General features: G+C 73.5%; 18 protein-coding genes. 14 read left to right on the plus strand and 4 right to left on the minus strand.

Going from position 1 to position 19,404, the window contains the following annotated elements:
- Positions 1-81: 81 nt before the first annotated feature.
- Positions 82-1,080, minus strand: coding sequence for a DUF4439 domain-containing protein (locus tag H9640_RS10175; protein ID WP_191790601.1), 999 nt, complete (start codon positions 1,078-1,080; stop codon positions 82-84).
- A gap of 222 nt (positions 1,081-1,302) precedes the next feature.
- Here H9640_RS10175 and H9640_RS10180 point away from each other — a divergent pair, with 222 nt between their 5' ends.
- From H9640_RS10180 to rbfA, 5 genes are all read left to right on the plus strand, one after another.
- Positions 1,303-1,851 (plus strand): ribosome maturation factor RimP, encoded by a 549-nt coding sequence (locus H9640_RS10180; RefSeq protein WP_191790602.1) that lies wholly within the window; start codon positions 1,303-1,305, stop codon positions 1,849-1,851.
- A gap of 3 nt (positions 1,852-1,854) precedes the next feature.
- The gene (nusA, locus tag H9640_RS10185) at positions 1,855-2,961 is read left to right on the plus strand and encodes a transcription termination factor NusA (protein WP_191790603.1); all 1,107 of its coding nucleotides are present in this window, start codon (positions 1,855-1,857) and stop codon (positions 2,959-2,961) included.
- Between the two features lie 147 nt (positions 2,962-3,108).
- Positions 3,109-3,306, plus strand: a complete 198-nt coding sequence (locus H9640_RS19630) for a YlxR family protein (protein WP_307824288.1) — start codon at positions 3,109-3,111, stop codon at positions 3,304-3,306.
- 221 nt (positions 3,307-3,527) lie between these two features.
- The gene (gene infB / locus H9640_RS10195; protein ID WP_191790605.1) at positions 3,528-6,452 is read left to right on the plus strand and encodes a translation initiation factor IF-2; all 2,925 of its coding nucleotides are present in this window, start codon (positions 3,528-3,530) and stop codon (positions 6,450-6,452) included.
- A 192-nt stretch (positions 6,453-6,644) separates the two neighbouring features.
- Positions 6,645-7,115 (plus strand): 30S ribosome-binding factor RbfA, encoded by a 471-nt coding sequence (gene rbfA / locus H9640_RS10200; protein ID WP_191790606.1) that lies wholly within the window; start codon positions 6,645-6,647, stop codon positions 7,113-7,115.
- Between the two features lie 109 nt (positions 7,116-7,224).
- Here rbfA and H9640_RS10205 read toward each other — a convergent pair whose 3' ends face one another.
- Positions 7,225-8,679 (minus strand): MFS transporter, encoded by a 1,455-nt coding sequence (locus H9640_RS10205; protein WP_191790607.1) that lies wholly within the window; start codon positions 8,677-8,679, stop codon positions 7,225-7,227.
- Positions 8,680-8,757: 78 nt separating this feature from the next.
- Here H9640_RS10205 and H9640_RS10210 point away from each other — a divergent pair, with 78 nt between their 5' ends.
- From H9640_RS10210 to H9640_RS10235, 6 genes are all read left to right on the plus strand, one after another.
- Positions 8,758-9,426: a TetR/AcrR family transcriptional regulator gene (locus tag H9640_RS10210; RefSeq protein WP_225226998.1), complete on the plus strand. Its 669-nt coding sequence runs from the start codon at positions 8,758-8,760 to the stop codon at positions 9,424-9,426.
- A 56-nt stretch (positions 9,427-9,482) separates the two neighbouring features.
- Complete coding sequence (gene truB / locus H9640_RS10215; protein ID WP_191790608.1) at positions 9,483-10,445, plus strand: tRNA pseudouridine(55) synthase TruB; 963 nt, start codon at positions 9,483-9,485, stop codon at positions 10,443-10,445.
- Between the two features lie 149 nt (positions 10,446-10,594).
- Positions 10,595-11,635: a bifunctional riboflavin kinase/FAD synthetase gene (locus tag H9640_RS10220; protein WP_191790609.1), complete on the plus strand. Its 1,041-nt coding sequence runs from the start codon at positions 10,595-10,597 to the stop codon at positions 11,633-11,635.
- Positions 11,636-11,637: 2 nt separating this feature from the next.
- The gene (locus H9640_RS10225) at positions 11,638-12,333 is read left to right on the plus strand and encodes an ABC transporter ATP-binding protein (protein ID WP_191790610.1); all 696 of its coding nucleotides are present in this window, start codon (positions 11,638-11,640) and stop codon (positions 12,331-12,333) included.
- Positions 12,334-12,343: 10 nt separating this feature from the next.
- On the plus strand, positions 12,344-14,044 hold the full coding sequence (locus tag H9640_RS10230) for a DUF6297 family protein (protein WP_191790611.1): 1,701 nt from the start codon (positions 12,344-12,346) through the stop codon (positions 14,042-14,044).
- Positions 14,045-14,185: 141 nt separating this feature from the next.
- Positions 14,186-14,716 carry a flavodoxin family protein gene (locus H9640_RS10235; RefSeq protein ID WP_191790612.1) on the plus strand — a complete coding sequence of 177 codons (531 nt, stop codon included), beginning with the start codon at positions 14,186-14,188 and terminating at the stop codon, positions 14,714-14,716.
- Between the two features lie 42 nt (positions 14,717-14,758).
- On the opposite strand, the gene H9640_RS10240 is transcribed toward H9640_RS10235, so the two are convergent.
- Together H9640_RS10240 and H9640_RS10245 are read right to left on the minus strand one after the other, a co-directional pair.
- On the minus strand, positions 14,759-15,475 hold the full coding sequence (locus H9640_RS10240) for an ABC transporter ATP-binding protein (RefSeq protein WP_191790613.1): 717 nt from the start codon (positions 15,473-15,475) through the stop codon (positions 14,759-14,761).
- A gap of 49 nt (positions 15,476-15,524) precedes the next feature.
- A complete protein-coding gene (locus tag H9640_RS10245; RefSeq protein ID WP_191790614.1) occupies positions 15,525-16,634 on the minus strand; it encodes an ABC transporter permease in 1,110 nt (369 codons plus the stop codon).
- A 174-nt stretch (positions 16,635-16,808) separates the two neighbouring features.
- Here H9640_RS10245 and H9640_RS10250 point away from each other — a divergent pair, with 174 nt between their 5' ends.
- From H9640_RS10250 to rpsO, 3 genes are all read left to right on the plus strand, one after another.
- On the plus strand, positions 16,809-18,170 hold the full coding sequence (locus H9640_RS10250) for a sensor histidine kinase (protein ID WP_191790615.1): 1,362 nt from the start codon (positions 16,809-16,811) through the stop codon (positions 18,168-18,170).
- Complete coding sequence (locus tag H9640_RS10255) at positions 18,167-18,811, plus strand: response regulator transcription factor (RefSeq protein WP_318243727.1); 645 nt, start codon at positions 18,167-18,169, stop codon at positions 18,809-18,811. Before H9640_RS10250 ends, H9640_RS10255 begins: the two co-directional genes overlap by 4 nt.
- A 197-nt stretch (positions 18,812-19,008) precedes the next feature.
- The gene (gene rpsO, locus H9640_RS10260; RefSeq protein WP_030150575.1) at positions 19,009-19,278 is read left to right on the plus strand and encodes a 30S ribosomal protein S15; all 270 of its coding nucleotides are present in this window, start codon (positions 19,009-19,011) and stop codon (positions 19,276-19,278) included.
- The last annotated feature ends 126 nt before the right edge of the window (positions 19,279-19,404 follow it).

Consider the following 19,404-nt stretch of genomic DNA (forward strand, 5'->3'; position numbering starts at 1 on the left):
GGCCCGGGAGCGTTCGTCGCTCCCGGGCCCGGCCCGCCTCGTGCTGTGCCGCGCGTGCCCCGGCGCTGGTGGTGCCGACCGTCAGCCGGCCGCGGGCGTCCGGCTCTCCTGCTCGGGCAGGCCGGGGAACGCGCTCACGGGGGCGCCCCACCCGATCGCGGCGAGGTTCGCCTCGACCAGCAGGTCGACGAGCGGAAGACGCGTCCCGGTGCCCGCCTCGCCCGTGAGCGCGGCGTACGACTGCGCGAGCGAGGTCTCGAGCTGCGCGGCGAGCTCCGGCGTCGGGACGTCGGGCGGGACCGTGTAGGCGACACGGCGGGGGTCCTGCGGCCCGCCCGCCGTGCCCGCGGCCTGGGCCCATGCCTCGGCCCTGGCGCGGTGCAGCACCGCGCGCCCGAGCGCGGCGTCGCGCAGCTCGCCGTCGGCGAGGGCCGCCCGGAGCTCGAACGCGTACCCCGCCGCGTCCTCGGCCTCGATGATCGTGGACAGGTCGGTCGCGCTCAGGCCCGACGGTGCGGCCTCCGGGACGAGCAGGCCCGCCGGGGTGACGAGCGAGTCGGGCAGGGCGGTGCCCGTCGTCGCCGCCACCTGTCGCGCCGAGGCGTCCTGCGACGCCGCGACCGAGGCGACCAGACGCGCGAACGCACCGTCCTCGGACTGGTCGGCCGTCCCGCGCAGCGCGGTCGCCGAGGTCGCGAGGGCGTCGACGACCTCTGCGGGGGTCGCGGTCGTGGGGCCCGTCGGTGCGTCCGTCGCGCCCGACGTCGGCGCGTCGCCGTCCTGGTCGGGCTCGGGGAGCCCCGAGTCGTAGACGCCGCCCAGCTGGGTCACGTGCTCGTCGGCGGAGGTGCTCGTGCTCGTCAGGGCGTCGAGCGCCGCCTGGTCGAGGCCCGACGACGTCGCGGCCGCCGCGTCGGCGAGGTCGCCCACGAGCAGCGCGCCCTCGACGGCGACCCGGCGCAGTGTCTCCTGGGCGTCCGGGACCGGCTCGGTCGGGGGCGGGGTCTCGAGCCGCAGGCCGCATCCGGCGACCACGAGCAGCGCGAGCGACGTGACGATCGCCACCACACCGCGGCGCACGGACGGGCGCCCCGCGGCGCTCCGCCGCGGAAAACGTGACGAAGAGGACGCTGGGGCGGTGTCCGGGGGGCTCGAGCGGCGCGGGCGCGGAGCAGGTTCGGCAGTCATCGAGGGTGATGATGTCACGTTCCAGCCGGGTGAGTCGTTAGGCTGATCCCGTACAACAACACACCGGTCGAATCCTTGCCCGGTGGGCAGTGGGAGCCGACGGGAGACCGAGAGATGAACAAGGCGAAGCACGCCGGGGCGGACAGGGTCCGCCGGGTCGTGGAACCGGTCGTACAGGCCGCAGACCTGTACCTGGAGGACGTGACCGTCACCCTGGCCGGAAGCCGCTCGGTAGTCCGCATCACGCTGGACCTCCCCGAGGACGCCCTGGGCAACCTCGACCTGGACCGCGTCGCCGAGGTCTCGCGCGACATCAACACCGCGCTCGACGCGTCGAACGCCTTCCCGGGCGCCTACACGCTCGAGATCTCGACCCCCGGCACCTCCCGCCCGCTGACCGAGCTGCGCCACTTCAAGCGCGCCCGCGGGCGCGTCGTGCGCCTCGCGCTGCAGGACGGCGGGACCGTCGAAGGCCGTCTGCGGGACGTCGAGGACGGGAACCTGCTGCTCACCGACGCCACCGTGGAGTCCGTCGCGCTCGCCGACGTGGTCCGTGGGGCGATCCAGGTCGAGCTCAAGCGCGCCCTCGAGGTGGACCTCGGCCCGGAGATGGCTGTTGACGCGAACCCCGGGGCCGACGCCCCGAACGACGAGGAGGTCTGATCGATGGACATCGACATGAGCGCGCTGCGCCTGCTGGAGCGCGAGAAGGACATCAGCCTCGACATCCTGGTGGCGGCGATCGAGCAGGCGCTGCTCTCCGCCTACCACCGGACGCCCGACGCGTACGCGCGGGCACGGGTCGAGCTCGAGCGCCGCACGGGCCACGTCACGGTCTGGGCCCGCGAGGAGCTCCCGGCCGAGGAGGACGACGAGCCCGAGCTCGACGAGGACGGCCAGCCGGTCCGGCGCTACCGGGCTCCGGTGTTCGGGCCCGAGTTCGACCACACGCCCAAGGACTTCGGCCGCATCGCGACCGCGACCGCGCGCCAGGTGATCGTGCAGCGGCTGCGCGACGCCGAGGACGACCAGATCCTCGGCACGTTCCGCGGCAAGGAGGGTGAGGTCCTGGCGGGCGTCATCCAGCAGGGCAACGACCCGCGCATGGTCCTCGTGGACGTGGGCGGCACCGAGGCGCTCCTGCCGCCGCACGAGCAGGTGCCGACCGAGGACTACGTCCACGGCGAGCGCCTGCGCGCCTACGTCCTGGACGTGGCGCGCGGCATGAAGGGCCCCCAGATCACGCTGAGCCGGACCCACCCGAACCTCGTGCGCAAGCTGTTCGAGCTCGAGGTGCCCGAGGTCGCGGACGGTTCGGTCGAGATCATGGCGATCGCCCGCGAGGCCGGCCACCGGTCCAAGGTCGCGGTGCGCTCGCGCGTCGCGGGGCTCAACGCCAAGGGCGCCTGCATCGGCCCCATGGGCGCACGCGTCCGCGCCGTCATGGCCGAGCTCCACGGCGAGAAGATCGACATCGTCGACTTCAGCGACGACCCGGCCGCGTTCGTGGCCAGCGCCCTGTCCCCGGCCCGTGTGACGTCCGTCACCGTCGTGGACGCCGAGGCTCGTGCCGCCCGCGTGGTCGTGCCGGACTTCCAGCTCTCCCTCGCGATCGGCAAGGAAGGGCAGAATGCCCGGCTCGCCGCGAAGCTCACGGGGTGGCGCATCGACATCCGCTCGGACGAGGGAGACCACGCCGGAGCGACGAGCGCCCGCGCCGTCGAGACCTCCGACGAGGGGGAGGGGCCGGGCACCGGTGGCGGAAACGGGTAACACCAGGTGAGCGGGCGCGCTAGACTGTCCTTGACTGGGCCACGAGTCCGGACACCGTCACACGACCCTTCAGGCGCTCATGCGCCCGTTCGAACGTGCGTCGGTTGCCGGGAGCGTGACCTGCGGTCTGTTCTTCTCCGCCTCGTGGTGGACCAGGCCGACGTCCCGGAGCCTCGGCTCGTCGTCGACGTCGGCCGGTCGCTCCCGGGGCGCGGCGCCTGGCTCCACGATGCTCGGCGTTGCCTCGAGCTGGCCGAGCGTCGACGAGCCTTCCCCCGGGCCCTGCGTCTCGCAGGTCCCGTGGACCTCGCCGGAGCCCGAGCCCATCTCGACAGGGAAGACTGACCCGTCGTCAGTCATCGCCAGTCATCGTCAGTCGGCGGTCCCGGCCTGCGGCACACCACGCGCCGCGACGGCCGAACCGCGCCAGTACCGCACGAACACCGCACGAATCGTCGACAAGGAAGCGGGTTAGAAGCCGATGGGCACCCGATGAGTACCCAGCGATGAGCACCCAGCACTAAAGACGGTCCTCCCTGTTTCGGGTGGGCCGAGACAGGAGAGTTGTGGCAAAGGTCCGCGTCTACGAGCTCGCTAAGGAGCTCGGGGTGGAGAGCAAGACCATCATGACCAAGCTGACGGAACTCGGTGAGTTCGTCCGCTCGGCATCCTCGACCATCGAACCGCCGGTCGTCCGCAAGCTGCGAGACACCTTCCCGGCCGGTGGCACGGAGAGCGCAAGCGCTCCCGCCAAGCCCGCGCCGGCTCGCCCGGCAGCACCCAAGCCTGCGCCCGCAGCAGAGGCCGCCCCGGCGCCTGCTGCTCCGGCACCGGCTGCCCCCGCAGCCCCGGCGCCCGCCGCACCCAAGGCTCCCGCACCGGCCCCCGCCAAGGAGGCCCCCGCGAGCCCTGCGTTCGTCGAGCCCGCTGCCGAGGCCAAGAAGCCCGCAGCGCCGGCGCCCGCGCCTGCCGCGGAGCGCAAGCCGTCGGCGTCGCCCAAGCCGGCCGGTGGCGGCAACGCCCCCGCGCCCGGCCCTCGCCCCGCAGCAGCCCGCCCCGGCGGCTCCGGCGGTGGCGCGCGTCCTGGCGCCCCGCGCCCGGGCAACAACCCGTTCGCCTCGAGCCAGGGCATGCCGCGTTCCGGCTCCCCGCGCCCGGGCAACAACCCGTTCGCCTCGAGCCAGGGCATGCCCCGGCCCGGCGCGCGTCCGGAGCGTGCCGCGGACCCCGCGGCCAACGCGAACCCCGCAGCAGGCAGCGCCGAGCGTTCCGGTGGACCCCGTCCCGGTGGTCCCCGTCCCGCGCCGCGTCCTGGTGCACCTCGCCCCAACCCGGGCATGATGCCGGGTCGCACCTCGATCGGTCGCCCCGGTGACCGTCCTGCTCCCGGCGGTCGTCCGGGCGGTGGCGGCGGTGCAGGTGGCGGTCGCGGCGGCTTCGCCGGTCGTCCCGGCGGCGCCGGTGGCGGCCCCGGCGGCGGTGGCGCTCCCGGTGGTGGCGGCGGCTTCGCCGGTCGCCCCGGTGGTGGCGGTCGTGGTGGTGCCGGTCGCGGCAGCACGCAGGGTGCGTTCGGTCGTGCCGGAGGGCGCCCCGTCCGTGGGCGCAAGTCGAAGCGGGCGAAGCGCCAGGAGTTCGAGCAGATGCAGGCCCCCTCGCTGGGTGGCGTGCAGGTTCCCCGTGGGAACGGCTCGACCGTGGTGCGCCTGCGTCACGGCTCCTCGCTCAACGACTTCGCCGACAAGATCGACGCGAACCCCGCGAGCCTCGTGACGGTGCTGTTCCACCTCGGTGAGATGGCGACCGCCACGCAGTCCCTCGACGAGGACACGTTCGGCTCGCTCGCGGCAGAGCTCGGCTACGTCATCGAGATGGTCTCGGCGGAGGAAGAGGACCGCGAGCTCCTCGGTGCCTTCGACATCGACCTCGATGCCGAGCTCGAGGGCGAGGGCGACGACGAGCTCCAGGCTCGTCCGCCCGTCGTCACCGTCATGGGTCACGTCGACCACGGTAAGACGCGACTGCTCGACGCGATCCGTCAGACCGACGTCATCTCTGGCGAGGCCGGCGGCATCACGCAGCACATCGGTGCCTACCAGGTCCGTCACGAGCACGAGGGCGTCGAGCGTCCCATCACGTTCATCGACACCCCGGGTCACGAGGCGTTCACCGCCATGCGTGCTCGTGGTGCCCAGGTCACCGACATCGCGATCCTCGTGGTCGCGGCCGACGACGGCGTCATGCCGCAGACGGTCGAGGCGCTCAACCACGCGCAGTCGGCCGGCGTGCCGATCGTCGTCGCGGTGAACAAGGTGGACAAGGAGTCGGCGAACCCGGCCAAGATCCGCCAGCAGCTCACCGAGTACAACCTGGTGGCCGAGGAGTACGGCGGCGACACCATGTTCGTCGACGTGTCCGCGAAGCAGAACATGGGCATCGACGCGCTGCTCGAGGCCGTCCTCCTCACGGCGGACGCCTCGCTCGACCTGCGCGCCAACCCGGACAAGGACGCACGAGGCGTCGCCATCGAGGCGAACCTCGACAAGGGCCGCGGCGCCGTCGCGACCGTCCTGGTCCAGTCCGGCACGCTCCACGTCGGGGACGCGATCGTCGCGGGCACCGCCCACGGCCGTGTCCGTGCCATGTTCGACGAGCACGGCAACAACGTCACCGAGGCGGGCCCCGCCCGCCCCGTCATGGTGCTCGGGCTCGCGTCCGTGCCCAGCGCCGGTGACACGTTCCTCGTGGCACCCGACGAGCGCACCGCCCGTCAGATCGCCGAGAAGCGCGAGGCCGCCGAGCGTGCAGCCCTCCTGGCCAAGCGCCGCAAGCGCGTCAGCCTCGAGGACTTCGCCCAGGCGCTCGAGCAGGGCAAGGTCGAGACCCTCAACCTGGTCCTCAAGGGCGACGTCTCGGGTGCCGTCGAGGCACTCGAGGACGCGCTGCTGCAGATCGACGTCGGCGACGAGGTCCAGCTGCGCATCATCCACCGCGGCGTCGGTGCGATCACCCAGAACGACGTCAACCTGGCGACCGTGGACAACGCGATCATCATCGGGTTCAACGTCAAGTACGGCGAGCGCGTCGAGGCACTGGCGGAGCGCGAAGGCGTCGACGTCCGGTTCTACTCGATCATCTACCAGGCGATCGACGACGTCGAAGCAGCGCTCAAGGGCATGCTCAAGCCCGAGTACGAAGAGGCGCAGCTCGGCACCGCCGAGATCCGCGAGGTCTTCCGTTCCTCCAAGTTCGGGAACATCGCCGGTTCGATCGTCCGCTCGGGCGAGATCCGACGGAACTCCAAGGCCCGTGTCCTGCGTGGGGGTGCCGTCGTCGGCGACAACCTCACGGTCGAGTCGCTCAAGCGGTTCAAGGACGACGCCACGGAGGTCCGCGAGGGCTTCGAGTGCGGTATCGGCCTCGGGTCGTTCAACGACCTGCAGATCGGCGACACGATCGAGACGTTCGAGATGCGGGAGAAGCCGCGTAGCTGACGTACCTCTCCGCTGACGCCTACCCGTGAGGTGTGGCGGGTCTACCGCGGGCCTGGCGGCCCGTGCCAGACCCACCACGACCCGCCGCACCTCACGGCCGGCGTCGGCGGAGCTGTTCGTTCACGCACGTCGCCCGAAGGGGCCCACCGCGGGCTGAAACCCCGGGGGCTCACCTGATGAAAGGACTGGACCATGGTCGACAAGCCCAGGGCTCGGAAGCTCGCTGACCGCATCAAGGTCATCGTGGCGCAGATGCTCGACACCCGGATCAAGGACCCCCGTCTCGGGTTCGTGACCATCACCGACGTGCGCGTGACCGGTGACCTGCAGAACGCCTCGGTGTTCTACACGGTCTACGGCAACGACGAGGAGCGGGCAGGGACCGCCGCGGCGCTCGAGAGCGCCAAGGGGATCATCCGCTCCGAGGTCGGCAAGCAGACCGGTATCCGGCTCACGCCGACGCTCGAGTTCCACCTCGACTCGGTGCCGGACACCGCGGCCCACCTCGACGTCGCCCTCCACGAGGCGGCACGTCGTGACGCAGAGCTGGCCGCGCTGCGCGAGAAGGCCACGTACGCCGGCGACGCCGACCCGTACAAGAAGCCTGCCGACGACGCGGCCGAGGCCGACGGGTCCACCTCCGACGAGGTCGCCCCCGCCTGACGGCGAGCACTCGCACCCTGCCGAGCGATCGGGAGGGTGCGGCACCACGAGCACAGCGGAACGGCCGGTCCCCTTCGAGGGGCCGGCCGTTCCGCTGTCCGGGGCCGCGCTATGCCGTCGGGCGGGCGGAGCGGCGGGGGAGGAACGTCGCCGCGACCGCTCCCACGGCCACGCTCGCCGCGCCGACCCAGAGTGCCGTCGGCAGGCCCTGCGTGAACAGCTCCGGGGTGAGCGCCCCGCCGGCGGCCTGGAAGACCGCGACCAGGACCGCGACGCCGAGCGCCACGCCCACCTCGCGCAGGGTCGAGTTGGTCGAGCTGGCGGTCGCGTTGTCGGACTCGTCCATGTCGACCAGGACGGCCGTCGCGCTCGGCGCGAACGTCAGGCCCATGCCGACGCCCGCGAGCACGAAGGCCGGGACGAGCTCGGCGTACGTCGCGCCAGAGGACACGAGGGCGAGCCAGGCGAGCGCGAGGGTCTGGAGGGTCAGACCCGTCACGAGCAGCGTGCGGATGCCCAGGCGCGGCGCGAGCATGCCCGCGAGCGGTGCCACGAGCATGGGGGCCGCTGTCCACGGGAGCGTGCGGACTCCTGCCTCGAGCGGTGAGAGCCCCTCGGCGATCTGGAAGTACTGGATGAGCAGGAACACCGCGCCGAACATGCCGAGCGAGAACGCGAAGCCGGACACGTTCGCTACCGCGAAGCTGCGCGAGCGGAACAGGCGCATCGGGACGAGGGGGGAGCCGCCGACGCGTGCGACGCGCTGCTCCCACCCGACGAAGGCCGCGAGCAGCAGCACGGACCCGGCCAGCAGCGAGAGCACGACGGCGGAGGTCCACCCGTCCTCGTTGCCGCGGATGATGCCCCAGACCCCTGCGAAGACCCCGGTCCCGGCGAGAGCGAGGCCCACGAGGTCGATCGGTCCGCGGCGGCCGAACGACTCGCGCAGCGCGACGAACACGAGCGGGACCGCGACGAGCGCGACGGGCAAGTTGATCCAGAAGATCGCCTCCCAGCTCATGCCTTCGACGACCGCGCCGCCCACGAGCGGGCCCAGCGCGACGCCGAGCCCCGAGACGCCGCCCCAGATCCCGATCGCGAGCGCGCGCCGGGCGCGGGGCACGGCGTCGGCGATGAGGGCGAGGGACAGCGGCATGATCGCGGCGGCGCCGGCGCCCTGGACGGCTCGCGCCGCGATGAGTGCGGAGGGGGTGTCGGCGAGCGCGCACGCGACCGACGCGAGCGTGAACACGGCGATCCCGACGACGAAGATGCGGCGACGTCCGAACCGGTCGCCGAGCGAGGCGGCGACGAGCATGAGGGTCGCGAACGCGAGCGTGTAGGCGTTGACGAACCACTGGAGCTGCTCGACGCTCGGCCGCAGCGCGCGGGCGATGACGGGCAGGGCGCCGGTCACGACGAGGTTGTCGAGCGTGGCCATGAACATGGGCAACGAGGCGGCCACCAGGACGAGTGCGAGGGGCCGACGGCGGCGCGCACCGGGGGAGCGGACGTCGACGGTCTCGACGGTGGGCGGCCGGTCGGGTGGGGCGGTCGTGGGCATGGTCACTCCTCGAGTCAGGTAAGCATCGGATGATTACTACGATTCCGACGCTAGTTATCGACTGATAACCTTGTCAACATGGAGAGCGCACCGAGTTCCGAGCGGGCCCCGTCCGTCGAGGCGGGGGAGCCGACGCGCCGCATGTCCCGGGACGAGCGCCGCGAGCAGATCCTCGACGCGGCGACCGCGGTGTTCGCCGCGGGCGGCTACGCGGGGACCAGCACCGACCAGGTCGCCCGCGCCGCAGGAGTCTCCCAGCCCTACGTCGTGCGCATGTTCGGCACCAAGCACGAGCTCTTCGCCGAGGTGTTCGACCGCATCGGTCGGCGCATCGTCGGGGCCTTCTCCGCGGTGCCCCGAGGCCCTGAGGCCGCGGCCGAGCTCGGCTCGGCCTACGTCCGCCTCCTCGCCGACCGCAACCTGCTGCTCGTCCTGATGCACGGCTTCGCAGCCGGGGCGGACCCGGTCTTCGGGGCGCGCTCGCGCGAGATCTTCGTCCAGATCTTCGAGATCTACCAGGACCGCACGGGCGGCACGCTCGAGCAGGCGCGAGACTTCCTCGCCCAGGGCATGCTGCTGAACACTCTCCTCGCGATCGGCGCCCCCGAGCACTTCGGCGACGACCCGCGCCTGGCCGAGCTCATGCTCTGTGCCTTCGGCGACGCGCTGCCCGCGGTCGACCCGGCTGCCCAGGTCGCACCGGACATGGGTCGGGCCGCCCCGCGGCCCGAGTCCTCCCGGCGCTGACGCGACCGCTCCACCTGCACACGCTCTTCTCCCGCCCCCCGAGCACGAGGACCACGATGACGCACGACCAGAAGCCGGTGCGCGAGCGCCGCCCCACCGCCCCCGACGGCCTCGTGATCGTCGACAAGCCCCAAGGGCTCACGAGCCACGACGTGGTGGCTCGCCTGCGCCGGCTCGCGGGCACCCGCAAGGTGGGCCACGCGGGCACGCTCGACCCCATGGCGACGGGGGTACTCGTCCTGGGGATCGGGCGCGCGACCAAGCTCCTGACGTACGTCGTGGGCGCGGACAAGGAGTACACCGCGACGATCCGGCTGGGCGCCGCCACGACCACGGACGACGCCGAGGGCGAGACCACCTCGCGCGTGGATGCCTCGGCTGTGACGCGCGAGGCGATCGCCGCGGGCGTCGCGCTCCTGACCGGTCCCATCGAGCAGGTGCCGAGCTCGGTGTCCGCGATCAAGGTCGACGGGCAGCGCGCGTACGCGCTCGTGCGCTCGGGCGAGCAGGTCGAGCTCACCGCCCGCCCGGTGACGATCTCGCGCTTCGACGTCCACGAGGTGCGGCCGGTCCCGGCCGTGGAGCCGGGCGACCTCCCTGCGCTCGACGTCGACGTCACGGTCGTGTGCTCCTCGGGGACGTACATCCGCGCGCTCGCCCGTGACCTGGGCGCGGGCCTCGGCGTCGGCGGGCACCTCACGGCCCTGCGCCGCACGCGCGTGGGCGGCTACACGATCGAGGGTGCCTCGACGCTCGACGAGCTCGAGGCGCAGGTGGAGCGTGACGGCGTCCTCGTGACGCTCCCGCTCGCCGACGCGGCCCGCGCGACGTTCCCTGCCCGCGACCTCACGCCCGAGGAGCGCACTGCGCTGTCCTACGGCAAGTGGGTCGACCCGTCCGCGCAGGACGTCACGACGGCAGCGATCGGCGAGGACGGGTCGCTCGTCGCGCTGCTCGAGAACGTGGTGCGCGAGGGCAAGCACAAGGCCAAGCCCGTGATCGTCTTCGCCCCGGCGTGAGCACGGACGCGGACCGCGGGTGACCGCAGGCCGGTTCGATGGGGACCACGAGGCCGACTCGTGGCAATCTTGACCAGGCGCGCCGTGGGTGCGCGCCGTCGTCGGGCCTCCTGAGCGGGCCCGCCTCACACACTTCTCGAGGAGTACGCGTGCACCTGTGGACGGACCTGGACCAGGTTCCGCCGGGATTCGGACCGTCGGTCGTGACGATCGGCAACTTCGACGGCGTCCACCGCGGCCATGCCGAGGTGCTCGGCCGCATCGTGTCCCTCGCCCGCGAGTCCGGCTCCCAGGCCGTGGCCGTGACGTTCCACCCGCACCCCGCGACGGTCCACCGGCCCGAGCAGGCGCCCGAGCTGCTGACCGGGATCGCGGACCGCATGGAGCTGCTGGAGGCCACGGGCCTCGACGCGGTGCTGCTCGTCGAGTACACGCTCGACTTCGCGCGGCAGAGCCCCGAGGAGTTCGTCCGGACCTACCTCGTCGAAGGGCTGGGTGCACGGACCGTCGTCGTGGGGCACGACGTGCGCTTCGGGCGCGACAACGCGGGCAACCTGGCGACCATGATCGAGCTCGGCCGGACGTACGGCTTCGAGGTTCGCGCGATCGACGACGTCGGGACGGTCGCGTCGGTCGCCGTGGACGCCGGCGTGCCCAGCGGCCGTTGGTCCTCGACCGAGATCCGCGGCCTGCTCACGGACGGCAAGGTCCGCGAGGCCGCCGCGCTGCTCGGACGTCACCACCGCCTGCGCGGCGTCGTGATCCACGGCGACGCGCGCGGCCGCGAGCTCGGGTTCCCCACGGCGAACCTGGGCGCGATCAGCGGCATGGTCCCGGCCGACGGCGTGTACGCGGGCTGGCTGCGTCGTCCCCAGCTCCTCGCGGCAGACCCGGGGAACTGCGACGGCGTGCTGCCCGCGGCCATCTCGATCGGCACCAACCCGACGTTCGACGGCGTCGAGCGCCGCGTCGAGGCCTACGTCCTGGACCGCACGGACCTCGACCTGTACGACGAGGAGGTCGTCCTGGAGTTCGTCGAGCACCTGCGCCCCACGTTGCGCTTCGACGGCATCGACGCGCTCGTGGAGACCATGCACGACGACGTCGCGCGCGCCCGCGCGATCCTCGCCTCCGGTGCGGGCTCCGCCGGGCCCGACCCGGACGTGGCGCAGACCGAGGTGGGGGAGTAGCCGTGTCGGTCAAGCAGCAACCCGTCCTGGAGACCCGAGCCCTGCGCGTCGGGTACGCCGAAGCGCCCGTGTGCGCGCCCGTCGACCTGGCCGTCCGCCCCGGTGAGCTGTGGGCCATCATCGGTCCCAACGGCAGCGGCAAGTCGACGCTCCTGCGCGCGCTCCTGGGGGTGCTGGCTCCGCTCTCGGGCAAGGTGCTGGCGTTCGGCCGGGACGTCGACGAGCGCGAGCGCGACTTCCGCGCCAAGGTCGTCGGGATCCTCGACGACGACGCCTACTTCCCGGGGCTCACGGCCCGTGAACACCTCGTCCTGACCGCGCGCGGCCACGGCGTGGCCGGGGCCGGCGAGGTCGTCGACCAGCTCCTCGACCGCTTCGGCCTCGCCGACCAGTCGGGGGCCATGCCGACCGAGCTGTCCTCGGGGCAGCGACGGCGCCTCCTGCTCGCGGCCGGGTTCGCCCGACCCCGCGAGGTCCTCGTGCTCGACGAGCCCGAGCAGCGGCTCGACCCCGGGATGCGTGCCGACCTCGCGCGGATCCTCGTCGAGGAGGCCGGGCGCGGGGCCGCCGTGGTGTTCGCGACGCACGACCCCGAACTCGTCGAGCGCACCGGGGCTCGTGGTCTTCTCGTCGGCGACGACGAGTGCGTGCGCCTCGGGCACCAGGCCGCGCTCGCCGCGCTCGCCCAGGTCCGTTGAGGCCCGGGCGATGAACCAGGCGCACGGCAAGGGCAGGAAGCGTCCGCACGGCGCGAGGCAGGGAGCCCGTGGGCCGGCGGGTGACGCGGCGCAGGCAGCACAGGGCGGACCCGTGGCACCCGAGCCCGTGACGCCTGAGCCCGTGGTCGAGCGCGCCCCCTTGCCGCTGCTCGTCGCGGACCCGAACGAGGAGTTCTCCGGCCGGGAGATCCGGCGGCTCACGGCCCGGGTCACCGCGTCGCGAGCAGACGCAGGGCCCGGGCAGCTCTTCGGGGACGTCGCGTACGTCGTCGTCTCGGTCGCGATCTCCGTGCTCTTCGTCATCGGTGCCGCGAACGTGCTGCGCGAGACGATCTTCGTCGAGCCCGTCGACGGCCGGGCCCCGGTCCTGACACCCGCCACGATCCAGGCACTGGCCTCGGTCGCGCTCCTGGCCCTCCTGACGGGCATGGCCGTGCGGCTGGGGCCGCTCGGGACGGGCAGCGCGGGCGTGCGGTGGTGGGTCCCCATGCCCGTCGACCGGCGCGGCCTGCTCACGCCGTCGTACTGGCGCGGGGTCGCGGTAGCGGTCGTGGTCGGGGCAGGAGGGCTCGCGGCGATCGCGCTCGCCTCCGGTGCCGATCCCGGTGTGGCCGGGCGCAGCGCGGCCCTCGGCGCCGCGGCGGGCCTGCTGCTCGTGGGGATCGCCGGACTCATCCAGCCGCGGACCCGGGTGGCCGCGACGGTCGCGCGGGTGAGCGACGTGCTGATCGCCGCGGTCCCGGTCGCGGGGGTCGTGCTCGTGGTGGCGGGCTGGTCCGACCTGCGCGAGCTCTCGGTGCCTCCGTGGGCGATCGTGGCCGTCGGAGCCGGCGCGCTGGCCCTCGCGGTCGTGTGGTGGCGCCGGCTCGAGGCGCTCGGGGCCCAGGTCCTGCGCACGCAGAGCGCGGTCGCCGACCAGGCGGGCGGAGCGATCCTGTCGCTCGACACGCGCGAGCTCGGTCGTGCGCTGAGCCGAGCGGGCTCGACCCGTGGCGGCAGGGCCCGCAGGCCCTCGCGCTTCTCGGTCGTGCGTGGGCCGGTCTCGGCTCTCGTCGCGGCCGACCTCACCCTCCTGCGGCGCAGCCCGTCGGCCCTCGCCCAGCTCGTGGGGCTCACGGCGCTCGTGATCGTCGCCCAGCAGGTGCCCGCGTTCGAGGGCGGGTTCGGGTTGTTCGTCCTGCTCGTCGTCGCGGGGTTCCGCGGGGCCCAGCTCGGCGCAGAGGGGGCACGCACCGCGGAGATGGTGCCCGCCCTCGACGCGATGATGCCCCTGTCGGCGCGCAACGCGCGACTGGCCCGGACCGCCGTGCCGGCCCTGACCGCGCTCCTCGCGCTCGTCGTGGGGGTCGTGCCGCTCGTGCTGGGCACCGGGGAGTGGCTGTGGTTCGCCCTGGTGGTCGTCGTCGCGGTCGGCATGGGCGCCGCAGCGATCCGCGGCGCCTACCGCAAGCCGCCGAACTGGTCCGGCCCGCTCATGGCGACCCCCGCGGGCGCGCTCCCGACCGGCGCGACGTCGATGATCGCCCAGGGGCCCGACGTCGCCGTGCTGAGCGCGATCCCGCTCGGCATCTGCCTCCTCGTGGGCGCGCCCACCCTGACCCTCATCGTGTTCCAGGGGATCGCGGTGTGGATCGCACTGGCCGTGGCCTCGCACGTCCGCGCCACGGGGGCCAAGCCGCTGCTGGGCTGACCGCGTCGGGCCGCGTCGGCCCGTGACTGACCGCGCGTGACGCGTCGACCCGGGTCCAAGGACCCGTGTCGTCCGGACCAAAGGTCCTGGCGGTGGGGGTGCTCCGCGAGCAGCCTGGAACTGACGACGGGAGCGGGAGCCATGGAAGCAGTCGTGATCTACGAGTCGATGTTCGGCAACACCGCCGAGATCGCGCGGGCGGTCGCCGAGGGGCTCTCCGAGCAGGTGGACGTGCGCACGGTCGAAGTCTCGGCGACGGCACCGGCCGACGACGTCCTGGGGGCCGACCTCATCGTGGTCGGCGGGCCCACGCACGCGTTCGGCATGTCGCGACTCGCCTCACGCGAGGAGGCGGCCGGTCGGCGTCCGGGGAGCCCGACCGTCGAACGGGGCATCCGCGAGTGGCTCGACGCGCTCGCCGACGACGCTTCCGGGCGGTTCGGCGCGACGTTCGACACCCGCGTGAAGGCCGTCAAGCACCTCCCGGGCAGTGCCGCCCGCGCCGCCGACCGGGTGGCGCGTCGACGTGGCCTGTCGGCCGCCGACTCGCCGCACTCCTTCTACGTCGAGGGCATGGAAGGGCCGCTGTGCCCGGGCGAGGTCGAGCGGGCACGCGAGTGGGGGCGTGAGCTCGGCCGGACGGCGCTGCTCGCCCGGCCGAGCCCTTCCTGAGGAGCCTCGACGGCGCCGAGGCGCCGCGTCCGGGGGGCCAGGTCAGGAACGCGACGCCGCGACCTCTCCCGCCCCCACGAGCCGCCCGTCCGCCAGGTGCACGCGTGCGTCGACCGTGTCGAGCGTCGCCTCGTCGTGGGTCACGACGATGGTCGCGGCGCCGGTCTCGCGGGTCAGTCGGGTGACGAGCTCGATGATCTGGACGCCGCGCGTGTGGTCGAGCGCCGAGGTGGGCTCGTCGACCAGCAGGACCTCGGGGTGGTTCATGAGGGCCCGGGCGATCGCGACGCGCTGGCGCTGACCGCCGGAGAGCTGGCCGGGTCGCTTGGCAGCCACGTCCCGGAGCCCGACGGCGTCGAGCAGCTCGAGCGCCCGGTCGCGGTGCGCGGAAGGCCGCTCGCCACGCAGGTGGCTCATGAGCTCGAGGTTCTCGAGCGCCGTGAGCGACGCGATGAGCTGCGGCTGTTGGAACACGATCCCGATCCGGTCGCGCCGCAGCCGCGCTGCGTCTGCGGACACGGCCGAACCGGCCGACGACGCCGGCGCGTTGACGACGTCGTCACCGATGCGCACCTCGCCCGCGGTCGGGGTCGTGAGGGTCGCCGCCACCGCGAGGAGCGAGGACTTGCCCGAGCCCGACGGGCCGAGCACCGCGGTCGTGGTCCCGGCGGGGACGGTCAGGGAGACGTCGTCGACCGCGGTGACGGTCGACTCGCCGTCGGGGTAGACGAGGGTGACGTGGTCGAGGGAGAGGTCCATGGTGTGCCTTTCGGGAGCAGCTTTCAGGAGCGAGGAGCGGGCGGGCGCCTCAGCGGGCCGCGAGCGCCGCGTGCGGGTCGATGCGCGTGATCCGCAGGATCGCCGCGACGGCGCCGACCGTGCCGAGGACCACGAGGATGAGCGCGGGCAGGAGGGTCGTGGCGGGGGAGACGACGACGGGCATGACCTGGGCTGCAAGCGCCCCGGCCCCGGCTGCGAGCGCGGTCCCGATGCCGACGCCGAGCACGAGCAGGACGAGCGCCTGGCCGATCGCGTCGCGCAGCAGGTAGGAGGTCGAGGCGCCGAGGGCCTTGAGCACCGCGACGTCGCCGGCCCGGTTGATGGTCCACACGGTGAAGAACGCGCCCACGACGAGGGCGGAGATCGCGAGCAGGAATCCCTGCATCATGGTGAGCGACATGTTCTCGGCCGAGAACGAGCTGACCGCGGCGCGGGCACCCATCGGGGTCAGGGTCGCGGTCCCGGTGTCGTCCGCTGCCGCGGCGAGCGCGGAGTCGCTCGGGTCGCCGGTGATGGCGACGACGGTCGCGACCTCGTCACCGGACGCGCCGCCCCCACGGGCGCCGACGGTCTGCCAGTCGGTCAGGTCCATCCAGACGACGGGTGTGTGCGAGAAGTCGGCCTGGGTGTCGAGCACGCCCGCGACGGTCAGGGTCAGCGAACCCAGGGCGACCTCGTCGCCCTTCTGGGCGCCCAGGTCGTCGGCGGCGCCGCTCGACAGGAGCACGGTCCCGGGCGCTGCCTCGGCGCCGTCGGGCACGAGTCCTGAGCCTGCGCGCGAGCCGAACGCGGTGACGGCCGCGGTGGTGCCGGCCTCGCCGTCCGCGCCCGCGGTGACCGAGGCGCGCGTCGTCGCGATGCCCAGGGGTTCGGCGGAGTCGACGCCGTCCACGGCGGCGAACGCCTCCCACTGCGTGGCGTCGACCTGGGACTCGGTGAAGGAGGGCTTGGCGTCCCCGGTGACGGTGAACGCGAGCTGGTCGACCGGGAGGTCGGTGACACCTGACGTGCTCGCGCGGGCCAGGCCCGCGGTCAGCGAGGCCAGGAAGCCCACGAGGAACGTGATGAGGACGATGACGGTGGACATGAGGACGAAGCGTCCCCGGGCGAAGCGCAGGTCGCGCAGCGCGACGAACATCAAGAGCCTCCGGTGGTTGGCGTGGAATCGATCTGCGTCCAGCCTCCCGCCGAGGGGCCTCGCGCGGATCGGGCCCGTGGACGGTCTCCGGTGGCCGCAGGGTGGGTCCGAGGATCAACCTTTCGATGGATCGCGCGCGGCACGTCGCACCCGCCGCCTCGCTAGGGTGGCGATGTGAAGCCTCGCGCCGTGATCTCCGCCGCCCTCGGGCTCCAGATCGCGCTCGACGTGCTCCTGGTGGCCCTCGTGGGGCTCGCGGTCGGCTCCCGCTGGGCGGAGGCCCTGAGCGCCGGGGGACTGGACGCCGGGGCGTGGGGGGCGCTCGCGTGCGGCCTGGGGCTCCTGCTCGTCTACGGCGTGGGGCGCTCGCGGATCAACGTGCGAGACACCGCGGTCGACGCCCCGCGCGGCGCCTGGTGGCCCACGGGAGCGTGGGTCGCGGCGCTGATCGTGGGGTGGGCGCTGCTGCTGCTCCTGACCCCGGTCGCGCTGTGGATCGCGTTCCCCCTCATGTTCCTCGAGATGCACGTGCTCGGACCCCGCCGCGGGATCGTGGCCGTGGCGGCGACGACCGCGTGCGCGATCGGTGGCGCCATCCTGGGCGGCCAGCAGCTCGTGGGCTCGATCCTGGGCCCGACGTTCGGCGGCCTCGTCGCGATCGCCGTCGTGCTCGGCTTCGAGACGATCGTGCGCGAGTCGCAGGGACGTCAGGAGCTCATCGACGACCTGGTCCGCACGCGCGCGGACCTCGCGGTCTCCGAGCGCGAGGCGGCGGTCGCGACCGAGCGCGAGCGCCTCGCGCGCGAGATCCACGACACGCTCGCGCAGGGCTTCTCGTCGATCGAGCTGCTGCTGCGGGCGGCGGACGCGGCGCTCGAGGAGGTCGAGGCGCCGGGAGCGTTCGCCCCGGGAGCCCCGGGCCCGACGGCGGCACGCACCGCGCGCGGCTACGTCACCCGGTCGCGGCTCGCCGCGCAGCAGAACCTCGCCGAGGCCCGGCGCTTCGTGCGCGACCTCGCACCCGCGGACCTCGAGTCGGCGACCCTGGTCGGTGCGCTCCAACGCGTCGCCGAGCGCACGGCGCTGGCCTCGGGCGACGACCTGCGCGTGACCGTCGAGGTGTCGGGCCGCCCGCGCCGCCCCCTGCCCGTGCCCGTCGAGACCGCGCTGCTGCGGATCGCGCAGTCGGCGCTCGCCAACGTCGTCCAGCACGCGGGAGCCTCGCGGGCCGCGGTCACGCTCAGCTTCCTCGGGGACGCCGTCGCGCTCGACGTGGTCGACGACGGTCGCGGGTTCGACCCGCTCGCGCCCCCTGCGCCGCACCCGGGAGCGGACGGGGGCTCCGCCGTCGGGCACGAGGGCCGTGACGACGGCGTGACGGGAGGGGCGACGCCTCCACCCCGCTCAGGGTTCGGCCTGACGGCGATGCGCTCGCGCGTCGCCGAGCTCGGCGGCACGTTCTCGCTCGAGACCGAGCCGGGCGCCGGGACGGCGCTCGCGGTCCACCTTCCGCTCGACCCCCAGGAGACTCGGTGACACGAGGACCGGCGACCATCCGCGTCGTGCTGACCGACGACCACCCCGTGGTCCGCGCGGGCCTGCGCGCCGTCGTCGACGCCGAGGGCGACATGGAGGTCGTCGACGAGCTGGCCACGGCCGAGGAGCTCGTCCGACGGGTCGGGGCGGGTCTCGAGGCCGACGTCGTGCTGCTCGACCTGCGCTTCGGCGAAGGCCGCATGGGCGGAGCGCAGGCCGCGCGCGAGGTCACGCGCCTGGGCGGGCCGCCCGTCCTGATCCTCACGACCTACGACTCCGACCAGGAGATCCTCGCCGCGATCGAGGCCGGCGCCACGGGCTACCTGCTCAAGGACGCGCCGACCGACGAGCTGACCGCCGCGATCCGCGCGGCGGCGGGTGGGCAGGTCGCGCTCGGGCCGAGCGTGCAGCGGCGGCTCCTCGGTCGCATGCGGGCGCCGGGCGTCTCGCTGTCGCTGCGCGAGCTCGAGGTGCTCGGGCTCGTGGCGCAGGGGTGCTCGAACGACGAGGTCGCGCGCCGGCTGTTCCTCTCGAAGGCGACCGTGAAGTCCCACCTGGTCCACGTGTACGAGAAGCTCGGGGTCGACTCGCGCACGGCTGCGGTGGCCGAGGCACGCAGGCGGGGACTGCTGGGGGACTGAGCCCCGACGGCCCGGGCAGCATCCCGGTACGCTCGTCCAGGTACCGGGCTCGCCGTCCCGCGAGGCCAGGGCCGTGCCCCGGGCAACCCTGCTAGACTATGGGCGCCGTCAGAACGGCCGCGGAGGCTGGCAAGCCTGCCGAAGAGCCCAGGGATCAAGCCCTGGCGCGCCGCGCAACGAACACCACAAGGAGAGCCGTGCCCCTCGACACTGCCACCAAGCAGCGCATCATGACCGAGTACGCCACGAGCGAGGGCGACACCGGTTCGCCCGAGGTCCAGATCGCGATGCTGACGCAGCGCATCAAGGACCTGACCGAGCACCTCAAGGAGCACAAGCACGACCACCACAGCCGTCGTGGCCTGCTGCTCCTCGTCGGCCAGCGTCGCCGTCTCCTCGGCTACCTGCAGAAGGTCGACATCAACCGCTACCGCAGCCTCATCGAGCGCCTCGGCCTGCGTCGCTGACACCCCCTGACTCAGCCCGGCCCCGTACGGGGCCGGGCTGGTCCGGTGTGAAGCACCCGTAAGAAAACCCACGCCGCCAGCCTTTCGTTCGGTCCTCGGTAGTGGCTCCCGGAACCCGCCTCGAGC

This window comes from Oerskovia gallyi (genome assembly GCF_014836745.1).
In the GTDB taxonomy this organism is placed as follows: domain Bacteria; phylum Actinomycetota; class Actinomycetes; order Actinomycetales; family Cellulomonadaceae; genus Oerskovia; species Oerskovia paurometabola.